Below are 18,443 nucleotides of genomic sequence, written 5' to 3'. Positions count from 1 at the left end.
TGGGCGCGAGCCCGGGGAAACGCATGCGCAAACCATCCGCCAAGCCCTGGAAGGGCGACATGGATGAGGCCATGCCAAACGTGCGAAGGCGGCCGGAGCATTTTATGTCGTCCCTCCGGGACTTGCGCCGCGGTGGGGGGCGGCACCCCAGGCTCGCGCCTGGGGCTACCACATGTCGCCACGCTGTGGCTGCTGCGCCGCGGTCTCGATCGGACGCCCGGCGGGAACGGGGGCTATCGCCCAAACGGCTCAGGAGGCCGGGCGACTTGACGACACGTTGTGGCTACCACGCCGCAGTCTCGATCGGACACCTGGCGGGAACCGGGGCTATTGCCCAAACGGCTCAGGGGGCCGGGCGACTTGACGAGACGCTACGGTTTTTCGCGTGCTTTGCTTACTGAAAACCGTTGAGTCTTGCTTTGCGTTGTCCTGCCTCGCCCTCGCTGAATGTGCCGCTGGTCCTGCTGCCGGTGTGTCTGCTCGGGGCGGTGGCGACGGCCGTGGTTCTGGTAGCGTCGTTGCCTTTGATGGTCGCTGTGCTATGGGCCGTTTGGACGGCGGCCGTCAGCTGGTTGGTCCTGGCCGCGGGCTGGATCGCCATTGCCCATCGCTTGCCCGGTTCGCTGGACCGAGGCCTCGGCAAGCGGTTGGTCGATTTTTGGATTCCGTTTGTCGGCGGGCTCTGGGCCGCTCACCTGTACGTGCTGTGGGTCGCCGGCCGGACGGTCTGGTTCTACTTGGCCATCTGCTTTGGAGCCGACGCCCAGCAGTGGCTCGGCAGCGGCGGTGTGACGCGGCACCTGCCCCTGTTCGTGCCCGGCGTAGCCACGATTCTCGTCAGCTGTCTGGCGGTTCGCGCAGCGGTTTCGCTGCTGCGGCGGCGACAATTGCCGGCCCGCTGGAGCCGCGTGGTGACGGCATCGGCCGCCGCTGTCCTGCTGGTCGGCTGGGTCGGCGGAGACCGCCTGCCGCCGCTGGCCCACGCGCCGCAGCGGTTGCCCGCCGGGTGGCAGCGGCAACTGCCCACGCTCGATGCCCGGCCGCAAGCGGAACCCCGTTCTCTCGAACGCGAGCCTTCGCAGAACATTGTGTTGGTCGTGATCGAATCGCTGCGGCCCGACGCGGTGGAGCCTGAGACGATGCCGTTCCTGAGCCGGTTGGCCGAGCAGGGAACGTCCTTTCCGGAACACTACAGCGGCGCGAACAGCTCGCTGCCGGGATTGTTTTCCCTCTTGAACGGGTCGACGGCCAGTGGGGCGGCCGAGCACCTGGCGGCTCAGCGGCCACTGCGGCTGCTGGAAGCGATGCGGCAGTCGGGCCGCGAAACGGTGTTGATCGCCGGCGGCGAACCCTCGGGGGACGCGGCCTGGGGCAGGATGCTTTCTCCAGCGCATTTCGATCGTTGCCTCACCCGCTCCCATGCCGATTGGTGGCAGGGCGATCGCTGGGCTGTCGAGCAGCTGAGCTGGGCCGTCGAGCAGCGACGCGATGACGGCAACCGCAAGCCGATGTTCGCCGTCGTCTTCCTGACCGCGACGCACTTCGCTTATGAAACCGATACCGCCGGCGACCCGCGGTTTCAGCCGCAGGCTTCGGATGCGATGCTGTTGTTGCCGGCCGACCCGCTCAGTCGCCGCGGTGTGGCGATCGCCAACCGCTACCGCGCGTGCGCGTTTCGGCTGGACCAGATCCTGCAAAGCCAGCTCGCGCATCTGGTCGATCAGGATTTGATCCTGGCGGTCACCGGAGACCACGGGCAATCGCTGTACGACGACGGTACGATCGCGCACTGGAGCCGGTTGAGCGACGCGCAGACGCGGGTTCCCTTTGTGATCGCCGGTGGAGACGCCCGGGCGCTGCGTATCGACCATCCGACGGTGCACGCCGATGCGGCCGCGGTGCTGGCCGGATTGGCCCGCGGCCGCGTGGAGCTGCCGCGACCCCGACCGCTGCTGCTGGTGCAAGCCAACCCGATCGCCGCTTATGAGGACTGGGTGATCGTCGATGGAGCTTCGCGCAGTGCCTGGCGACGCTACGAGGACCACACCGAGTTTGTCGGCGGGATCGACCGCCGCGGCCGCTTGCTGTGGTAATGTGTGGCAGAGGGCCAAGTTAGTCCCGGAGGGACGGCAGGTTGTAGCCACGGGCGTCAGCCCGTGGAATGGGAAATGATAGGACCGTTCAGTCCCGGAGGGACGGCAGGAACTGCATTCCTGTCGTCCCTCCGGGACTAGCCGAAGCGTGGAGCTACAGATCCATGGGCTGGCGCCCATGGCTACAGCCTATCGCCACCTCGTGGCTGCTGCGTTCGGATACCGCAGGCCATACATCGATTCCGCCGGAGTCAGTGAAATTGAATTTGCGTACGCGTATCGCCGACCGTGTGGTGTTGCTGCCGTCGACCGATGAGATCGAACCGGGCACTCAGCAGCGGGTCGAACTGCAGGCGGGGCCGTATGGACGGATCGAAGCGTTCGTGCACGCCGAACAGGGGCTGAGTGAAACGAAGCCGCGGCTGTTGGTGATCAAGTTGCCGGGAACCGGCGGGCGGGCGGAACGTTCCAGCCAGTTGCCGGTGAACTTTCTGGACGAGGTGCACGCCGAGGTGTGGACGTGGAACCCGCCCGGCTATGGTCGCAGCCCGGGGAGAGCCTCGTTTGCGAACCTGCCAGCGGCGGCGCTGGATTTTTTTGATGCTGTGGTCCAGCGGCGACGCGGCGAGCAGACGCGGGTGTGGGTGATGGGCAACAGCCTAGGCTGTGCCAGCGCCCTGTATCAAGCGTCCCAGCGAGCGGTCGATGGTTTGATCCTGCGCAACCCGCCGCCGTTGGTGCAGACCATCCCGCATGTCGCGCTGCGGCACCGCGCGGCGCTGCTGCATCCGCTGGTCCGGCCCGTGGCCCGCTGGATCTCGTCGGGCATTCCCGCCGAGATGGACGCTTTGGAAACGGCGCCGAAGTGCGACATGCCCGCGGTGTTTATCCAGGCCGAGTGCGACACGATGGTTCCGCCGGCTCTGCAGCAATTGATCCGCGACGCTTACGCCGGAGAGATTCGTTTGGTGCGCTGGGAAGGGCTCGAGCACCACGAGATGCCCGAAGAGTCGCAACTGGAAGAGCTGGGCGAAGCGGTCGGGTGGCTGATGGAGCAGTGTCGCCTTTCGCTCCGCGAAAGTAGCTGAGCGTCGCCTTTCGCTCCGCGAAAGTAGCTGAATGTCGCCTTTCGCTCCGCGAAAGTAGCTGAGCGTCGCCTTTCGCTCCGCGAAAGTAGCTGAGTGTCGCCTTTCGCTCCGCGAAAGTAGCCGAGCCGTTTGGGCGATAGCCCCGGTTTGGGGAGGCTTTCACAGGCTGGAAGCCTATGCCACTGGTTCACAGGCTGGAAGCCTATGCCACTGTTCGGCTACGGGCACGGCCACTAGTTGGCGGTCGTTAGGGCGGCGTCGTCGGTGTCGCGGGCTTCTTTCAGCATCTCGACCAGCTCGGGCAGGACCAGCGAGCCGGGCAGGGCGTAGCTGACCACGCGGCCGGCGCGAGCGATATTAATTCCCACGACGTTGCCTTGGGTGTCCAGCACCGGACCGCCGCACTGGTCCGGTTCCAGCACCGTGTCGTGCTGGATCACCCGCTCAAAACCGCTCAACCGCTGGCTTCGCTCGCCGTTGACGCGGGCATCGTTCTCGGATTCCTGCATCAGCGAAAAGTCGCGGATCTGGGCTTCGACCTCCACCGTCGTGTCGTCGCGCTGGAGTGTCAGCCGCACGATCTCGCCGGGGTACATGCCTCGCAGCGCTTGGATCACTTGTTTCTGTCCGGCTTCGTCCTTGCCATTGATCGCGACGATGCGGTCGCCGGGCAACACCCCAGCTTCGTCCGCTCCGCTCGAGGGCCAGACGCCGTCGACCAACGCCAAGCCCTGTTGGTCGTTGCGAAGGGCCACGCCCAAGCGGCCCACGTGCCCGACGCTCCGCGGTTGCGAGCCCATCACGCCCAGGCCGATGGGCGCGTCGCCGCGACCGGCACTGATCAGAAAGCTGCCGATCTGGGGTTCGTCGGTGGCAAACTGGACCCGCGGCAGGCCGCGAACTTTATCCACCTGCAGCAGCGCCAGGTCGACCGCACGGCGAACCGCCGCGATCCGGGCCTGCATCAGGCGGCCATCGGGCAACCGGACGCGGATCGGATCGGCGCTCAATTCGCTGTGCTTCGTTAACACGTATCCGTCGGTCGAGACGATCGTTCCGAGCGCCACCGGTTTGCCGGCCGAGAGCACCTGGACGGTGGCGTAGCCGGCTTGCTGGGCCAGCGGAGCGATCAGACGCATCATCTGGCCGTTGTCGCGGCGGTTGGACATCCGCGATCCCAAGTGCGCCTTCATCCAGTCGGGCGTTCCCAGGTCCTCGGCCCAGACCGCTGGCGTGGGCAATACCGCTGACGTGGGCAATGCAAAAACGATGCCCAGGCAGGCGAGGCACAGTGATCGAAGCATGGTATTCACCGAGGTGCACAGGATGAGAGGTTGTGAGAAGCGCAAGCGAGGGTCGGCAATGTGGTCGTGAGGCTTGGTTCAATCGGAACGCGGATCGCGGCCGATCTCGACGATGACACGTTTGACTTGGCCATCGCGTCGCAGCCGGATCACCACGCGTTTGCCCGGCATGGTTTGGTCCACCGCATCTTTCAACGACTGGAAATCCGTGATCGCGTCCTGGCCAAATCGTTCGATGATGTCGCCGGCTTGGATCCCCGCTTGGTCGGCGGGAGAGCGACGATGGACCGAATCGATGATCGCCAGCTCGCTGTCCGGTGCCCCGCGAACGCCCAGGACAGGACGGAAACCCGGCAGGAATCCCCAGGCTTTGCCGGCACACAGATCGTCCCAGGAGTCGCTGTAGTGGTCGACCGGCACGTGCAGGTTGTCGGCCACGTCGTTACCGATTCGGCTGTGCACCGCGATCAAGCGGCCCTGCATGTCAAACAGCGGACCGCCGCTGTCGCCGCCGATCAACGCACAATCGGTGACGATTGATCCGGGCCGGATGCTCAGGATTCGTCCTACGCGGGTCACCACCCCACGATCGAGGTCGTAGCCGCCCGGATGCCCGGTCGCCACGCACCACATGCCCGGCCGCAGGTCTTCACTGGAACCCAGCGAGGCGTGGGGCCACGGCCTGCCGTCGTTCTGGCCCGGTTCGATGCGGATCAGCCCCGCGTCGACTTCGCGGTTCATGCCCAGGGTCCGGCCGGCGTAGGTGCGGCCGTCGGCGAACGTCAAACGCACCCGCAGGCCCGGTCGTTCGGCCACGTGGGCCGCGGTTAGGACAAACCCGTCGGGCGTGATGACCACGCCACAGCCCTGGGTATTGCCCGCCTCGTGGCCGTTGATCTGAACATTCACCGTGCATTCGGCGGCCAGCTCGGCGATCTTTTTTTGCTGCTGCTCCAGCGCCAATAATTCCTCCAAATCGGAGGGAACCTTGCCCTGGCGAATCAAACCGACCAACCGCTCGGGCGGCTGGACGTAGGTCAGTCCGTCGCTGGCCGAGCCGGTCAAGCTGGCCGAGCCGGAAGCAGCGGCAGTCGGTTCGGCCGGGGCGTCCGCCGGCGAGGGTTCCGCAACCACGTTCGCCGAAGATGCCGCTTGGTCCGTGGGCGACTGAGCAACCGCCGGCGGGACAGCTGGCAGCGGCGAAGCGATCAGCAACGCCGCGAGGAGCCACCTGCGGGGAATAAGGTACAACGACAGACCTGGCAAACGCATGGCGGCTCGGCGGTTCGGGGACTTTGGAATAAGCGAGTTCTGCGGTCTTGCCGCGGAAAGTTCGGTCCGGCTGGGGATCGGACAATTAGCCAGGATCGGTATACTGACGTTTTATTTTAACCATAAACCAACCCCCGGGTCCAAATTCTGGGCTCCGCGCACGCTCTCCGGATCACACTGACCATGTCCGCTGCAAATTCGTCCACCGCTTCTCGATTCGCCGCGGATGGTCGCGACAAGGCGAAGGACGCTGCCGGGCGGGCCCTGATCGTGGGCTGTGGGTACCTGGGGCTGCGGGTTGCGGACCGATTGCAGCGGGACGGCTGGCACGTCGCCGCGGTGACGCGTAAATCCGACCGGGCCAGACAGTTAGCCCAGCAGGGCATCGAACCGGTGCGAGCCGACTGGACCGACCGGGCCAGCCTGCGAGCGCTGCCGCCGCACGAGCGCATCCTGGTCGCGGTGGCCTACGACCGCGACAGCGGTGAGAGCCGGTTGGAGAGCCAGTACTACGGGTTTCGGAATCTGCTGCGGTCGACCGACCCCGGTGCCGATCTGTGTTACATCAGCACCACCGGCGTATACCACCAGGACGATGGCCGCTGGGTGGACGAGCGTTCACCATGCTGGCCGCGTTCGGAGTCCGCGAAGGTGCACCTGCAGGCCGAGGGGCTGTTGGGCGAGCTCCGCGGCGGTGGGGGCAGCGAGCGGCGGGGCGATCGGGGGGGCCATCCGTGGACCGTGCTGCGGCTGGCGGGCATCTATGGTCCGGGCCGGGTGCCGCTGGTTCGCAACGTCCGCGAGGGCCGGCCGATCCCGGCCGCGCCGGAGCATTACTTGAACCTGATCCACGTCGACGACGCGGCCGCGGCGGTGCTGGCGTGTTGGCAGGCTGGCCCCAAACAGCGTCGCCGTTATTATGTCGTCAGCGATGGCGCGGCGGTGCGTCGCCGAGACTTCTACGGCGAGGTCGCTCGGCTGAGCGGCTGCGATCCACCGCGCTTCGTGGCTCCCGAAGCGGGCTCGTCGGCGGGCCGTCGAGGCGGCAGCAACAAGCGCATCTGGAACGCTCGCCTGCGGCAGGACTTACTGCCTCGACTACAATTCGCCGACTACCGTGCCGGGCTCCGCGACATCCTGCGGGCGGAGTCCTGAACCGCGGGGGCCTAGACCGCGGGGTCCTAGACCGCGGAGTCCTGAATCATTGTGCAAACCCTGCCGGGGCTGTCGTCCCGTGCGGGCTCATTCGTTTTTCTCTTGTTACCGTGCTCGGATTTATCCAGCGGAGTCGAACACCTGATGCTGTCTCGCAAGCCGATGTTTCCCGGCGTAATCGAACTGAATTTCCAAGCGGGCGAAGTTTTCGGCTGCAATGTCTATCTGGTCTATGACAGCGACGAATGGTTGTTGATCGATATCGGCTATGAGGAAACGGTCGACGATTTCATCGAAGTGATTCGTCGGCTGGATTTTCCGCTGTCCCGTTGCAAGACGATCGTCGCGACGCACGCCGATGTGGACCACATTCAGGGGCTGGCCAAGACCAAGCAGATTTTGCGCACCACCGTGACCTCGCATCCCAACGCCGTCAAACCCCTGCAAGCGGGCGACCGGCTGATGACGTTGGCCGAGATCGAACCGCAGGGGCTGCACATGGACATGCCCAAGGTGGAGATCGAGCATCAGATCAACGACGGCGACATCCTGACGGTGGGCAACAAGCAGTTGGAGGTTTGGCATACGCCGGGCCATACCGACAGCCAGTTGGCCTTCCGCATCGACAACATCCTGCTCAGCGGCGACAACATCTATCGCGACGGATGCGTGGGCGCCATCGACGCTCACCACGGCAGCGACATCAAGGCGTTCATCCGTTCGCTGACGCGGATCCGCGACAGCGATGTCGAGTGGTTGCTGCCCAGTCACGGACCGATCTTCCGCAAGGACAACGCGATGTTGGACGCGACGATCGAGCGGTTGAATGGGTACCTGACCATGGCCGACTTCGGCACCCTGGCCGAGTCGTGGCCGTTGATGGATCAGTGGGAAGACGAGGTCGCCGACGGAACGCTGCCCGACGGGGTCGGCGAAGTCGAGGCCTGACTCGTTGCCTCGTCCACTACGAGTTGCATAGTCGTTGTTTCAGCTCGCGGGCGGCCTGTTCGGGGGCGGCCGCCGCGGTGACGGCTCCGGCCACGGCAATGCGTTCAAATCCCGCCGCTTGGACGTCCTGGACGTTGCCGGCATCGATGCCGCCGATCGCAAATGCAGGCAAGCTCACGCGGTTGGCGACCTCCCGTAGAAACGCCAGTCCCGCGAACGCCGTAAAGCTCTTGGTTCGGCTGGGGAATGTCGGTCCGCAGCCGATGTAGTCGGCTCCGTCACGCTGGGCCTGTTCCGCTTCGCCGACACGATGCGTCGACACGCCGATCAAGCGATCCCGGCCGACGATCCGCCGGACCGCCGCCAAGGGCAGCTCGTCCTGGCCGACGTGCACTCCATCGGCACCGGCCGCGACGGCGATGTCGGCGCGGTCATTGACGATCAGCAGCGGTCGCGGCGCCGCATCCTCGCGACGAGCGGGGGAGGCAGCCGTCGAGTGGGTGCGTACGGCGTGCACCGCCGCGAGGGCTCGTTCGTACAGCCGCCGATCGTCCAGCCGTTTGTCGCGCAGCTGGAAGATGTCGACGCCGCCGCGGATCAGGGCCGCGATGCGCTGTTGCAGTTGTTCGTCACTGTCGCCCCCATCGATCAGCACGTACAGCCGGGCGGCGGCGAGCGTGCGGCGCACGACGTCGGGAGTCGCAGGAGTTTCGGGAGTTTCGAGAACGGGAGTTTCGAGAGCGGCTTCCAGCGTGTAGGTGCGGTACCGGATCGCTTCGACCGAGGGGCCGGCCGCGGGGTGCACGCATTTGAGGTATTCCTCGATGCTGCGCAGCGCTTGTTGGCAGCGGGCGGCCGCCGCGTGAGCGACCGCGGCGGTGGACACGCGAGACAGTTCGGCGGTGGTTTGGATCGTGGTGCCGACATCGCCTTCGGTGTCGCGAGCGGCCAGCAGCTGGTGTCGCGGCAGCGGGGCCAGCGCGGCGGTCAGGTCGTGGCGCAGCCCTTTGAAGGCTCGCGACAGTTCGGCATCGTTGCGCACGAAGCGGGCGTAATCTTCCAGAGTCCGCAGTCCCTCGGCGGCGCGGTTGCGCGAAGCATCGATGATGCGCAGTGCCGCCGCGGCATCCGCCGAGCCCGAACCGGCGGCGGCCGGCTTGTCATCGGGCGGCAATGAAGGTGGGGTGGTGGTCACAGCGGCAACGGAGAAAGGGTTTCGTTTCAAGCGGTGCAGGGCCAGCAGCAAGATGACCGTTGGCCGTCGGGTTCGCAAGGGTCGATCGCCTAAAGGCTAGACTCCAGCGCGTTCGGCTACGGCACGTTCAGCTACGCCGCTTGCCGCTTGGATTTGGAGTATCCTATCTGATCGCTAACCCATCGCTTCGACCCTGCTGATGCCTTCTGCTAAGGAGTTGCTATGTCCCGGATCGTCCCGTCCTGCGTCGTCCTCGCCGCTGCGTTTGCGCTCGCCGTTCCCGCTTTCGCCCAGTCCGCCGGTGATTCGTCCGCCGGCGGCGCTGGCTCGCAAGCGCCGCAGCAGGCGGCCGAGAAGGATCAGCCGATGAAACCGGTCGACGAGCAGCCGGATTTGCCTCGCGTGCTGCTGATCGGCGATTCGATTTCGATCGGCTACACCGTCCCGGTCCGCGAGCTGCTCGCCGGCGAAGCCAACGTGATTCGGCCGCTGACCAACTGCGGTCCCACCACGCGCGGCCTGGACCAGCTGGACAAGTGGCTGGGCGAGAAGTCGTGGGACGTGATCCATTTCAACTGGGGCCTGCACGATTTGAAGTACATCGGCGGCCAGGGCGATCGATTGGTACCGGTCGACACGGAGGGCAGTCGCCAGCAGGTGCCGCCGGAGCAGTACGCCAAGAATCTGGAAAGCTTGGTCAAGCGGCTGAAGCAGACCGGGGCGGAGTTGATTTGGTGTGCGACCACGCCGGTGCCCGAAGGGGCTCGCGGCCGCGTCGTCGGCGACAGCAAGAAGTACAACCAGATCGCCGCCGAGATCATGCAGCGGCACGAGATCGCAACCAACGACCTGTACACCGCGGCGATCGAGCGGCTGGACAAAATCCAGCGGCCGGCCAACGTCCACTTCACTCCAGACGGCTCACGCTACCTGGCCGAGCAAGTCGCCGGCCAGATCCGCCAAGCCCTCTAAGCAGTGGCATAGGCTTCCAGCCTGTGGGCAGTGGCATAGGCTTCCAGCCTGTGAGCAGTGGCATAGGCTTCCAGCCTGTGATCAATAATTCATCCACAGCCGTTCGGTCATCTTGGGCTTGTTCTTTTTGCTCGACGCCTTGTTGTCGATCTGGATGTCGACCACGTTCCAGTCTTTCAACCGCTGGTCGTACAGCTCGTTCGGGTAGCCCGACAACAGGACTTTGCCTTTGCACTGGCAGATCGCGTCGAGCAGCCGTTCGTGCTGTTCGGTGGTCATTTCGAAATCGTAATCCGCCGTGGTGACGCGGCTTTCGTGCACGTAGGGCGGGTCGAGATAGAACAGGGTGTTGTCGCCGTCCTGTCGCTTGACGACCTTGACGGCGTCCTGGCACAGCACGACCACGCGCCGCATCCGCCGGGCGATCTCGGGCAGGCCGTTGACGGCGTTCATCCACGAGGAAGCCTGTTCGTTCATCTGTCGCCGCGTGCGGTTACGGCTGAGCGTCGCGAAGGCGTTCAGCTTGCCGGCCCGGCTTTGGCGGCAGCGGATGAAGAATCGCACGGCCTGCTCGATCGGGTCGTCGGTCGGCTCGAAGGATTCCTTCCATTCGACTTCGGAGAACGGGACCGCTTCGACCACTCGCATGAACCGAGCAAACCGCTCTTCGTCCTGCAGGGTGCGCCAGAAATTGGTCAGTTCCCGATGGACGTCATTGATGACTTCCGAGACGCCGTGAGGGTCTTTGTTCAGCAGCACCGAACCGCCGCCGAAAAACGGTTCGACGTAATGCAGATGCTCGGGCATCAGATCGATGATGCGTTTGGCCAAATAATGTTTGCCGCCATGCCACTTCAGCGGCTGGGTCAATGGTTTTGGTTTTGGTTTGCCCTTGGTTTGCTTGTTGTCGATCGCAGCGTTCGGCTTAGCCGCCATTTGGGCATCTTCGAACAGGGGGGATTGAGTCATCGCAGCCAGGTCAGGGTAAGGGTGGGAAGGCGGATGCAGGGGTGCGGTTGAACCGCAGTTTATCGGCTGAGCGAGCACAGCGCTAGCGGGCAAAAGTGTCGCCTTTCGCTCCGCCGAAAGTAGCTCGGCCGTCCCGGCCGAGAAGGCGATGGGTTTCGGCTGAGACAGCCGAGCGACAATGGGCCTGCCCGGCGAGCGGACCGAGCGTTAAAATGGCCCGCAATCACGCCCTCGTAGCTCAGCTGGATAGAGCAACGCATTCCTAACGCGTAGGTCGCAGGTTCGAATCCTGCCGGGGGTACTGTGGCATAGGCTTCCAGCCTGTGAGGAAAGCCGCTGGGCCGCGAAAAACCGTAGCGCCGTGAACCGTGCCGGTCTCGCCGGAGGCCGCGGGCTGACACAGGTCTTGTGGTTCCGTAACAGCGTCTTCTTCGACTCTCGACGAACGCCGGGCTCTACTTCGTCGGCATGTCTGCGGCGTTGGCGAGCTGCGCAAATTGGTCGATGACTTGATAGGCTTCGCGGAGCCTTGCGAGTTCCTTGCCAATTTCTTCGTGCACGTGCCGGCTTTGAAAGATCACCAGCGAAGCGTTTTTCGGATAGGGTGCGAGCGTGGCGTTGCCCTTTCGTGTTTGTCCCCAGGTGGCCGGTGCGACCTTGGTCTGGAGGTAATTCATGATCGGAGCAAGGTCCTTCGCGGTCCAATCACCGTCGGCAGTTTCACCCTCGTGTGCAGGGTTCTTGGTCGCCCGTATCAGATCGGCGACGCGGTAGATGCGCTGGTCGTATTTCTGGTCCGCTTTCAGTTCCGCCTTCCTTGCTGCAGGTACGTCTGCCGGGTCCGAAGCTTCGCGGTGCTGGTTCGATGCGGCGTCGGCCTTGAGGGACGAGGCCTCGCGTGGCGTCGCGAGCGGTTGGTTGGCGGCCTGGCCTACGGAGAACGTGCTGGCAAGAAACAGGGCGGCAAGCGTGTAGGCGACGAGCTTCATCGGTACGTCTTCGATAGGGTAGGGCGGGGCGGATAGTTCTCCGGTGGTGTTGATTCTGTTGAGGGATCGCAATAGTGATTTCGGCGTGGGTGAAGGTCGTGGTGGTGCGTGGGGGCTTTCACAGGCTGGAAGCCTATGCCACTGTTCACAGGCTGGAAGCCTATGCCGCTGTTCACAGGCTGGAAGCCTATGCCACTGTTCACAGGCTGGAAGCCTATGCCACTGTTCACAGGCTGGAAGCCTATGCCACTGTTCACAGGCTGGAAGCCTATGCCACTGTTCACAGGCTGGAAGCCTATGCCACTAGTTCTTGAAAAGGGTTTCGTCTTTGAAGGTGAGCGTGCGGTAGGGGAAGGGGATCTCGATGCCGGCTTTGTCCAGGGCTCGCTTGATCGCCGCGACCACTTCGTCACGGCTGCGGCGGATGTCCACGGGTTTGCTGCCGGTCCACCAGGCGACTTCGAAATTGACACTGGAATCGGCAAACTCCTGGGCAAAGATTTCGACCGTGCGTTTGCCTTGCACGCTGTCGCATCCCGCGACCGCTTCGTGGATCACCTTGCGCGCTTGGTCCACGTCCTCGTCGTAGGCGACGCCGCAGGTCAGCCGCACGCGCCGCTGCGGTTGGCTGGTCAGGACATCGACCTGGTTCTTGAACAGATTGGCGTTGGGCACGACGGCCAGTTCGCCGTCGAGCCGCCGAATCAGCGTGTTGCGGATCGTGATCTGTTCAACTTTGCCCACCATGTCGTTACAGCTGATGAAGTCGCCGCGGTCGAAGGGGTAGCGCCAGAGGATCAGGATACCGGCGAAAAAGTTTTCGAAAATGTCTTTGAAGGCAAAGCCGATGGCGACCGAACCGAGCCCCAGGACCGTTAGCGCTTTGGCCGGAGTCATTCCCGGAAAGGCGATCACCGTGGCGATCAGTAGACCGACAATCCAGACCGCAATCGTGGTCAGCTGGTAGATCAGATCCTTTAAACTGGTGCGCAGCCCGCGCTTGTCCAGCAACCGCTCGACCGCCCAGCCGATGGCCTTGGCCAACAGGTACGTCAGGATCAGTGCGATCAGAGCGATCAACAGCAGCGGCGAACGTTCCAGGAAATCCGACCACAACGTTTCCAGGGACTCGCGAACGGTGGTCTGCGTGTTCTGGAGGCTGACCGTGTCGTCCAGAGCCAATTCGTTGATCACGGCGACGACGTCTTCGGTGTTTCTCGCGACTTTGCTCGCCCACTCGCGGTGCTCGGCGGTGTCGGCTTGCCCGGTCAGCGTGACGATGCCGCTGTCGACAACGACCTCGCTGCCGGTCAACCAACCGGCGTTGCTGGCCGCCGCATAGATCTTCTCAAGCCGATTGCGGATGGCGTCGTCGTCGGCGATGTCCTTGACGCCAATCTGCTCGGCCGGCGCATCGGATTCGGCCTCGCTGGCCGGCTCGTCGGCCGATTCCCCCGAGCCGGTCAGATCCTGAGCCGAGAGCGGGGCCGCCAAGCACAACAGCAAGAGAAACGACCAGCAGAACCGCAGAGCAGACATGGCAATCCAAAGATGAGCGAAGGGAGACGAGGGGGTAGAGCAAAGTTCGTGCCGCTGGGGAGACGCGAGGCGTAGGGGAACCGCGGCTAGGGGGCGGGGGAGTTATGATGGGAGGCCTGAAAAACGCGGGGCGATGTGACGGGGCTGCGCCGGAAAAAATGATTCGAGGTCGCGAAGGTTTTTTTTCGATAGGTTGATGATGAGAAACGTGGGACTGGTGTGTGGGCTGTTGCTGTCGGTTTGTTTGATGGGCCGAAGCCAGGGGGACGAGTTGCTGTTTCCCAATTCGGACTTCGAAACCGGCACGCTTGAAGGCTGGACGGCCGAAGGCGAGGCGTTTGTCGATCAGCCGACCAAAGGGGACAACAGCCGAGCACGGAACCGCGAAACGGCCAACGTGCAGGGCGAGTGGTGGATCGGCGGCTTCGAACGCTACACCGGAGCGGTGGGCCAGCCCGGGGCGACTCGCGGTGACCAACCGACCGGAACGCTGACCAGCCAGCCGTTTACGATTCGGCGTCCCTACATCAGCTTTCGCATCGGAGCGGGGAACTTGCCGGGCGAAGTCGGCGTGCGGCTGTTGGTCGGCGACGAACGCGTCGAACTGGCCACAGGCATCGACAGCGAGACGATGGTTCCCTACAGCGCGAACGTGCGGCAGTACGTTGGCCGCGAAGCTCGGCTGCAGGTCTTCGATGCGGCCAGCGGTGGCTGGGGGCATATCAATGTCGACGACTTCCGCGGCACCGACCAGCCGGTGGTCGATACGTCCAAGGAGTTTGCGCTGGCCGATGGGATCACGGCGACCAGCTACCCCGACGTCGGCTATGACCAACGCTACCGGCCGCAGTTTCACTTCGTCTCGAAGCGGAACTGGTTGAACGATCCCAATGGCATGGTCTACGACGGCCGGCGGTACCATCTGTTCTTCCAGCACAATCCGCTGGCGACCGTGTGGGGCAATATGACCTGGGGACATGCGACCAGTCCCGACATGGTGCACTGGACCCAGCAGCCGCACGCGCTGTTGCCCTACCGCGTGGACCGCCGCTCCGGGACGATCTTTTCCGGCACGGCCGTCGTCGATCACAACAACCGCTTGGGCGTCCAGGAGGGTGACACCAAAACGCTGTGCGCGTTCTTCACTTTCGCCGCCAAACCCGCCTTCTACCAAGCGATGGCCTACAGCACCGACGGTGGGGCTACCTGGAAGTACTGGAACGAAGGCCGCCCCGTGGTCGAGAACCAAGGCTTCAACAGCGGCGAACGCGACCCCAAAGTGTTTTGGCACGAGCCGTCGAAGCAGTGGGTGATGGTGTTGTGGGTGCAGCGGGACCCGGGCCGCATTCGATTCTTCACCTCCGACAACCTGGTCGACTGGCAATTCGCTTCGGACCTGATGCGTGACTGGGCCTTCGAATGCATGGACCTGTTGCCCTTGGCGGTCGACGGCGACGAACAGGACACGAAATGGTTGCTGTACGACGCCAGCTTTGATTACGAGATCGGCCAATTCGATGGTCAGCGCTTTGTTTCCGAGACGCCGGCACTGAAGATGGGCCGAGGGAATTTCTACGCCGCTCAAACGTTTAACAATGCCCCGGAGGGACGCGCCGTTCAGATGGGCTGGATGCGCGGCGGTCCCAATTCGGCCACACACTACGGCGTGCCGCACAATCAACAGATGAGCTTTCCCTACGAGCTGCAGCTGCGGACGACGCCCAAAGGCGTACGCTTGTTCTGCTGGCCGATCCAAGAGATCAACAAACTGGTCCAGCAGAACTGGAAAGCCGACGGGATGACGCTCGAACCCGGCGCGAACGCTCTGAAAGGTGTCGGCGAACTGGATCTGGTGGACTTGGAGGTGTTGTTCTCACCGGGGGATGCCCAGCAAGTCGTCTTCGACCTGCCGCGAGTGACGCTGCGCTATGACACCAATCGCAACTCGCTGTTCCACACCGGGGTGAACGATCAAGCCGAACCGGTGGAGGTGATGACGATCGACGAGGTGCCGATGCGCGAAGGCATGGTTTGGCTGCGCATTCTGGTGGATCGATTAAGCGTCGAAGCGTTCGTCGGCGGCGGCCGACAATTCGGAGCCTACTACATCGACCCCCGCAGCGGCCCGGACACGATCGCGATGCGAGCCGAAGGGGGAAAGGTGAAAGTGCATTCGCTGACCGTCCAGAAACTGGAATCGGCGTGGTAGGTTGGTTGATGGTTGTTGGTTGTTGGTTGTTGGTTGTTGGTTGTTGGTTGATACCACCCGTAGCTGAACTCGCCAGAGTTTGGAGTGGCGAGTGGCGAGTTTTTCGTGCTCGTGCTCGTGCTCGATCTGAGATTTGAGATCTGAGACCTGCTGACTCTAACGGATTCTATGTGCGACGTGGGGAGGTCAAATGCAGTGTTTTCTCCCCTCTCCCCCGCGGCGCCGCGAGCGTCAGCGAGTGAAGCAGTGGTGGGAGAGGGGCCGGGGGTGAGGGGGCTCAGGTGCAATGGGATGACTCATGGTGTACGATCCCCAGGGCCGTGCACCGTATCCAGATACGGCAATGGTGCTGCTGCTCTGCATTCCCCCCTCACCCCCGACCCCTCTCCCCCAAATCCTGGCTCGCTTAGGCTCGCCAGGCCTTGGGGGAGAGGGGAGAGATCTTTTCTTTTCGTACATAGAATCCGTTAGAGTTAGGAGATCTGAGACGCTTCTTTCGCGGAGTCCTCGACCGGAATGCGCGGTCCAAACTCTGGCGAGTTCGGCTACGTTTGTCCTCCGCCTTTCGCCTTCTGCCTTCTCGCCTTGGCTCACTTGGCTGGGGGCGGGGGAAGTTGTATTTCGGTGGGCGACGTTTGCAGAGACTGCTGGTAGTGCTTCAGCAGCGCGAACACCGATTGAAACTCGGGGCGGCTGGTCAGCTGCTGGTACTGGGTATTGCTGGCGACCGTGCGGAAGCGATCAATCGTGCTTTGCAATTCCAGCGGCGGAGGGTCTTCGCCGCGCAGCAATTCGGGCGGCAGGGCCAGGTACGTCGACCAGTGCTCGTCGAGCAGGGCGAACAGCCGCGGTGCGATCTCCAGCAGTTGGTCGCGGACCACTTCCGATTCGGCCGCTCCGTACTGCTGGACGAACTCGCCCTGAAGTGCCGTCGTATGCTCCGGGGCCGGGACCACGGGGCGGCTGCCGGCGTAGCTGGCGATCAACTGCGTCAGCTGGGTCGCCGCCGGCGGTACGGTGACTTGGCCGGCCGGACCGCTGCGGTAGTACAGCCCGTTGGCAAAGCGATCCATCTGCAGGACCGAGCCGTCGACTGAGACGCCCGCGAACAGGCCGCGGCTGCGTGAGTAGGTGTAGATCTCCGCGCCCAACTGGCCGTCGGTGGCGATCCCGCCCTGGCGGCCCACCGGTCCGGCCGCAGCCGCCACGTCGGCGCCCAGGGTCAGTTTGCCATCCAGGATGCCCTGAATGCTGCGCGCGGTCTTGAACACCAAGACGATGTCCGAGGACTGCACGCCGACCTGCCAACCGATATTGCCGCCGGTGACCGAGATGAATACCGGGGCGTGCCAGATCCCGCTGGGTTCGCGGACAAACAATACGCCGCGGCCGTGGCGGGCGCCGACGATGAAGCTGCCTTTGACCACGTTGGGGATGATCGCCACGCCGTGGGCGTCAGCCAACATGCTCTGCGGGATCCGGTTCCCCGGCGTCGCCATCGCTTCGTTGAGCACGACCGAGGCCAACTGGATCGTCCGCTGCTCCTGGTGCTGGGCGGAAGCGGTCGAGCTCGGTGCCAACAGGACCGCGAGGCCCACCATCCAAGTCTTGAAACGAAGCGTTGCCATCCGTTGCATGGGATCGATTCCGTAAAGTGATTGAAAGCCAGAAGACGGGAAATGCGCAAAGCCCGCGGCCAAGTGTAGGCATTGCTCGCCAATCGGCAAACGACAATCACTCGGAAAAGGACGTGTCAGCTTTTGCTAGCGTTAGTGGTTTGATCCACGTGTTGCGGTACCGCACGTCGTGACCTTCGTTCTGCAGTTTCAGCCCCTGGGGCGTATCGGTGATGCCGGCCCCGCCATCGTTGCCGCCGTCGACGCCCGAGCGGGGGCCGCCCCAGACCTTGTTGATCTGGACGTTCTCGTGAGCTTTCTGGCCGTTGAAGTAAACCGTGACCAAGGGCTTCTGGACCAGTTTGCCGTCCTCGAATCGAGCCGCCCGGAAGACGATGTCGTAGGCGTTCCACTTGCCGGTGCCGTTGTACAGGTGGTAGGGCGATTCGGTTTCGTTGATCACCGCCCCCATGCCATGCTTGGTTTTATCGCCATCGAGCACCTGGATTTCAAAGCGGTTCTGCAGGTACACGCCACTGTTGCCGCCGGGTTTGGTCACCAGGAATTCGACGTGCAAGCGGAAATCGCGGTAGGGCTTTTTGGTGACGATGTCGGCCGTGCCGTACTTGCCACCGGCGGCCACCGGGTCGAAGGACATCAGCACGGTGCCCTCATCGACCGGATCGTCGACGATCTTCCATTTGATCGGCAGACTCGACGCAAAGGCCGGCCCCTGCCAGTAGGTCCATTTCTCGTCCAGGGTTTCCCGCGTGCCATCGATCAACACATCGGCCCCCGGCGGCGGAGCAGCGCCCAAGCCGACTTCGGCACGAGCCGGAGAAAGGTCCAAGAGGTTCAAGCAGACGGCAAGCAGTAACGCGGAGGGCAGGGTGAAACGCAGCATGGGAAGCTCTGGAGATTTGAGGATCGAGGATTGAGGATTGCGGATTGAGGATTGAGATTTGAGATTTGAGATTTGAGATTTGCGGATTGCTGGAACGGGCGGAATCTATGTGCAACGCGGGGCGGTCAAACGCAATGTTTTCTCCCCTCTCCCCCGCTGCGCCGCGAGCGTCAGCGAGTGAAGCAGTGGT

General features: G+C 63.7%; 15 protein-coding genes and 1 tRNA gene. 8 read left to right on the top strand and 8 right to left on the bottom strand.

Annotated elements, in window-relative coordinates; translation table 11 throughout:
- Positions 1-419 precede the first annotated feature (419 nt).
- Positions 420-2,093 (top strand): sulfatase-like hydrolase/transferase, encoded by a 1,674-nt coding sequence (locus GE027_RS04360; RefSeq protein WP_153555953.1) that lies wholly within the window; start codon positions 420-422, stop codon positions 2,091-2,093.
- A 266-nt stretch (positions 2,094-2,359) separates the two neighbouring features.
- The gene (locus tag GE027_RS04355; RefSeq protein ID WP_153555952.1) at positions 2,360-3,181 is read left to right on the top strand and encodes an alpha/beta hydrolase; all 822 of its coding nucleotides are present in this window, start codon (positions 2,360-2,362) and stop codon (positions 3,179-3,181) included.
- A gap of 233 nt (positions 3,182-3,414) precedes the next feature.
- Here the strand turns inward: GE027_RS04355 and GE027_RS04350 are convergent, their stop codons facing one another.
- Both GE027_RS04350 and GE027_RS04345 read right to left on the bottom strand, forming a co-directional pair.
- Positions 3,415-4,485: a S1C family serine protease gene (locus tag GE027_RS04350; protein WP_153555951.1), complete on the bottom strand. Its 1,071-nt coding sequence runs from the start codon at positions 4,483-4,485 to the stop codon at positions 3,415-3,417.
- Between the two features lie 78 nt (positions 4,486-4,563).
- Positions 4,564-5,736, bottom strand: a complete 1,173-nt coding sequence (locus GE027_RS04345; protein ID WP_237607259.1) for a S1C family serine protease — start codon at positions 5,734-5,736, stop codon at positions 4,564-4,566.
- A 204-nt stretch (positions 5,737-5,940) separates the two neighbouring features.
- Between GE027_RS04345 and GE027_RS04340 the strand changes: the two genes are divergently transcribed.
- Both GE027_RS04340 and GE027_RS04335 read left to right on the top strand, forming a co-directional pair.
- Positions 5,941-6,912 carry an NAD-dependent epimerase/dehydratase family protein gene (locus GE027_RS04340; protein ID WP_153555949.1) on the top strand — a complete coding sequence of 324 codons (972 nt, stop codon included), beginning with the start codon at positions 5,941-5,943 and terminating at the stop codon, positions 6,910-6,912.
- Positions 6,913-7,056: 144 nt separating this feature from the next.
- Positions 7,057-7,860 (top strand): MBL fold metallo-hydrolase, encoded by an 804-nt coding sequence (locus GE027_RS04335; protein ID WP_153555948.1) that lies wholly within the window; start codon positions 7,057-7,059, stop codon positions 7,858-7,860.
- A 16-nt stretch (positions 7,861-7,876) separates the two neighbouring features.
- Here the strand turns inward: GE027_RS04335 and GE027_RS04330 are convergent, their stop codons facing one another.
- A complete protein-coding gene (locus tag GE027_RS04330; RefSeq protein ID WP_237607258.1) occupies positions 7,877-9,133 on the bottom strand; it encodes a thiamine phosphate synthase in 1,257 nt (418 codons plus the stop codon).
- 144 nt (positions 9,134-9,277) lie between these two features.
- Between GE027_RS04330 and GE027_RS04325 the strand changes: the two genes are divergently transcribed.
- Entirely contained in the window at positions 9,278-10,027 is a 750-nt protein-coding gene (locus GE027_RS04325) for an SGNH/GDSL hydrolase family protein (protein WP_153555947.1), read from the top strand.
- 81 nt (positions 10,028-10,108) lie between these two features.
- On the opposite strand, the gene GE027_RS04320 is transcribed toward GE027_RS04325, so the two are convergent.
- Positions 10,109-10,996, bottom strand: coding sequence for a DNA adenine methylase (locus GE027_RS04320; RefSeq protein WP_237607257.1), 888 nt, complete (start codon positions 10,994-10,996; stop codon positions 10,109-10,111).
- 227 nt (positions 10,997-11,223) lie between these two features.
- Between GE027_RS04320 and GE027_RS04315 the strand changes: the two genes are divergently transcribed.
- A tRNA-Arg gene (locus GE027_RS04315) sits at positions 11,224-11,297 on the top strand.
- A 154-nt stretch (positions 11,298-11,451) separates the two neighbouring features.
- On the opposite strand, the gene GE027_RS04310 is transcribed toward GE027_RS04315, so the two are convergent.
- Positions 11,452-11,985: a hypothetical protein gene (locus tag GE027_RS04310; protein ID WP_153555946.1), complete on the bottom strand. Its 534-nt coding sequence runs from the start codon at positions 11,983-11,985 to the stop codon at positions 11,452-11,454.
- Positions 11,986-12,059: 74 nt separating this feature from the next.
- Between GE027_RS04310 and GE027_RS04305 the strand changes: the two genes are divergently transcribed.
- Positions 12,060-12,299, top strand: a complete 240-nt coding sequence (locus GE027_RS04305; protein WP_153555945.1) for a hypothetical protein — start codon at positions 12,060-12,062, stop codon at positions 12,297-12,299.
- Here the strand turns inward: GE027_RS04305 and GE027_RS04300 are convergent.
- Complete coding sequence (locus tag GE027_RS04300; RefSeq protein ID WP_153555944.1) at positions 12,289-13,524, bottom strand: mechanosensitive ion channel family protein; 1,236 nt, start codon at positions 13,522-13,524, stop codon at positions 12,289-12,291. The two genes, GE027_RS04305 and GE027_RS04300, sit on opposite strands and share 11 nt — an antisense overlap.
- Before the next feature lie 196 nt (positions 13,525-13,720).
- Here GE027_RS04300 and GE027_RS04295 point away from each other — a divergent pair, with 196 nt between their 5' ends.
- On the top strand, positions 13,721-15,733 hold the full coding sequence (locus tag GE027_RS04295; RefSeq protein WP_153555943.1) for a glycoside hydrolase family 32 protein: 2,013 nt from the start codon (positions 13,721-13,723) through the stop codon (positions 15,731-15,733).
- Between the two features lie 590 nt (positions 15,734-16,323).
- Here the strand turns inward: GE027_RS04295 and GE027_RS04290 are convergent.
- Both GE027_RS04290 and GE027_RS04285 read right to left on the bottom strand, forming a co-directional pair.
- Positions 16,324-17,370, bottom strand: a complete 1,047-nt coding sequence (locus GE027_RS04290) for a lipid-binding SYLF domain-containing protein (protein WP_153555942.1) — start codon at positions 17,368-17,370, stop codon at positions 16,324-16,326.
- Positions 17,371-17,467: 97 nt separating this feature from the next.
- A complete protein-coding gene (locus tag GE027_RS04285; protein WP_153555941.1) occupies positions 17,468-18,253 on the bottom strand; it encodes a 3-keto-disaccharide hydrolase in 786 nt (261 codons plus the stop codon).
- Positions 18,254-18,443 lie beyond the last annotated feature (190 nt).

This window comes from Roseimaritima sediminicola, from assembly GCF_009618275.1.
Classification (GTDB): domain Bacteria; phylum Planctomycetota; class Planctomycetia; order Pirellulales; family Pirellulaceae; genus Roseimaritima; species Roseimaritima sediminicola.
Note: the sequence above shows the minus strand (reverse complement) of the source record. Positions and strands in the feature narration are given on the sequence as shown.

What these genes read in the sequence shown, in the direction of transcription:
- GE027_RS04325 (WP_153555947.1), top strand. Translation starts at nt 9,278, where the DNA reads ATGTCCCGGATCGTCCCGTCCTGCGTCGTCCTCGCCGCTGCGTTTGCG.
- GE027_RS04350 (WP_153555951.1), bottom strand. Translation starts at nt 4,485, where the DNA reads ATGCTTCGATCACTGTGCCTCGCCTGCCTGGGCATCGTTTTTGCATTG.
- GE027_RS04335 (WP_153555948.1), top strand. Translation starts at nt 7,057, where the DNA reads ATGCTGTCTCGCAAGCCGATGTTTCCCGGCGTAATCGAACTGAATTTC.
- GE027_RS04310 (WP_153555946.1), bottom strand. Translation starts at nt 11,985, where the DNA reads ATGAAGCTCGTCGCCTACACGCTTGCCGCCCTGTTTCTTGCCAGCACG.
- GE027_RS04320 (WP_237607257.1), bottom strand. Translation starts at nt 10,996, where the DNA reads ATGACTCAATCCCCCCTGTTCGAAGATGCCCAAATGGCGGCTAAGCCG.
- GE027_RS04300 (WP_153555944.1), bottom strand. Translation starts at nt 13,524, where the DNA reads ATGTCTGCTCTGCGGTTCTGCTGGTCGTTTCTCTTGCTGTTGTGCTTG.
- GE027_RS04285 (WP_153555941.1), bottom strand. Translation starts at nt 18,253, where the DNA reads ATGCTGCGTTTCACCCTGCCCTCCGCGTTACTGCTTGCCGTCTGCTTG.
- GE027_RS04295 (WP_153555943.1), top strand. Translation starts at nt 13,721, where the DNA reads ATGATGAGAAACGTGGGACTGGTGTGTGGGCTGTTGCTGTCGGTTTGT.
- GE027_RS04290 (WP_153555942.1), bottom strand. Translation starts at nt 17,370, where the DNA reads ATGCAACGGATGGCAACGCTTCGTTTCAAGACTTGGATGGTGGGCCTC.
- GE027_RS04340 (WP_153555949.1), top strand. Translation starts at nt 5,941, where the DNA reads ATGTCCGCTGCAAATTCGTCCACCGCTTCTCGATTCGCCGCGGATGGT.